The sequence below is a fragment of the Candidatus Symbiopectobacterium sp. NZEC135 genome, from assembly GCF_025962695.1.
Genome location: NZ_JAGFPF010000822.1, coordinates 1 through 910, shown reverse-complemented (window position 1 = coordinate 910; position 910 = coordinate 1). Strand labels below are relative to the sequence as shown.

Annotated in this window: 1 pseudogene; it reads left to right on the top strand. The window is 41.4% G+C overall.

The features are described from left to right. Positions 1 to 65: 65 nt before the first annotated feature. Positions 66 to 910, top strand: a pseudogene (locus tag J5224_RS30725) (hypothetical protein); the annotation flags it as partial.

Genomic DNA, 910 nt, shown 5'->3' with positions numbered 1-910 from the left:
TTTTTTTAATAACGATGGCGTAAATACGATGCCTATAGTCCATTCTTTTTGAATGGAGTCAAAGAATGTCTATTTCAGTCATACAGCATCATTTATCCACAGCATGCTATCACGATCAAACGTGCCAGAATAAGCATGAGAAATCTTTAGAATCAATTAATTCAAATCCCTCTGTAAATGTTCATGGTTTCATTTCCGAAATTAGCCATATTGAAAATTCGCCGAGAATACTGAACCCGTCCTCAACGTCGTTTTTCGGACGAAGAGGCGAAATGGCAACAACCCTTCAACTCATGCTGTTATTTAATTTTTTACACCGTTCTGATTCTGCCTCTGTTGTTTATAAAGAGAATCCATTTTCCATGATAGATAATGACACGTCGCTTGACAAACCTAATTATTTTATTGAAAACAGCCACATTCTCTCTGATGATCAAAAGAAGAATGCGCTGATTGCGGCCATTAAGCACTATCTGGTGTCTGATGGACAATTAACCACCGAAGAAGGTCAGGATTTTGAGCTGTCATTGAAACAGTGGGCAAAAACCGGTCCTCTCTTTATTACTCCACTGGTTGATAGCACAGCGCGAATGAAGCGAGCATTGATGCCTGAGTTCGATCCTCGAACCGCAGAGCATATAAAAGAACACTGCGCCTTTGAGGAAGAAATACTTAACGCTAAAGGCGAGAACGAAGGAAAACTGCTTTTATTTCAAGCCCAGAGAGCAGAGAACCCCTTTCGAATGATTTATGATGATACAGAAGGTGGCCCGTCGCCCGATGCGCGGGGCACAGCCGATGGATTAAATATTGTGGCGGATCTGCTGACTCTGGGGATAAAACCGTTAATTGGTAAGCTCATTGCGAATGCAAAACGCCGTGAGTACTATAAAAATCAAGGTGATGAGAT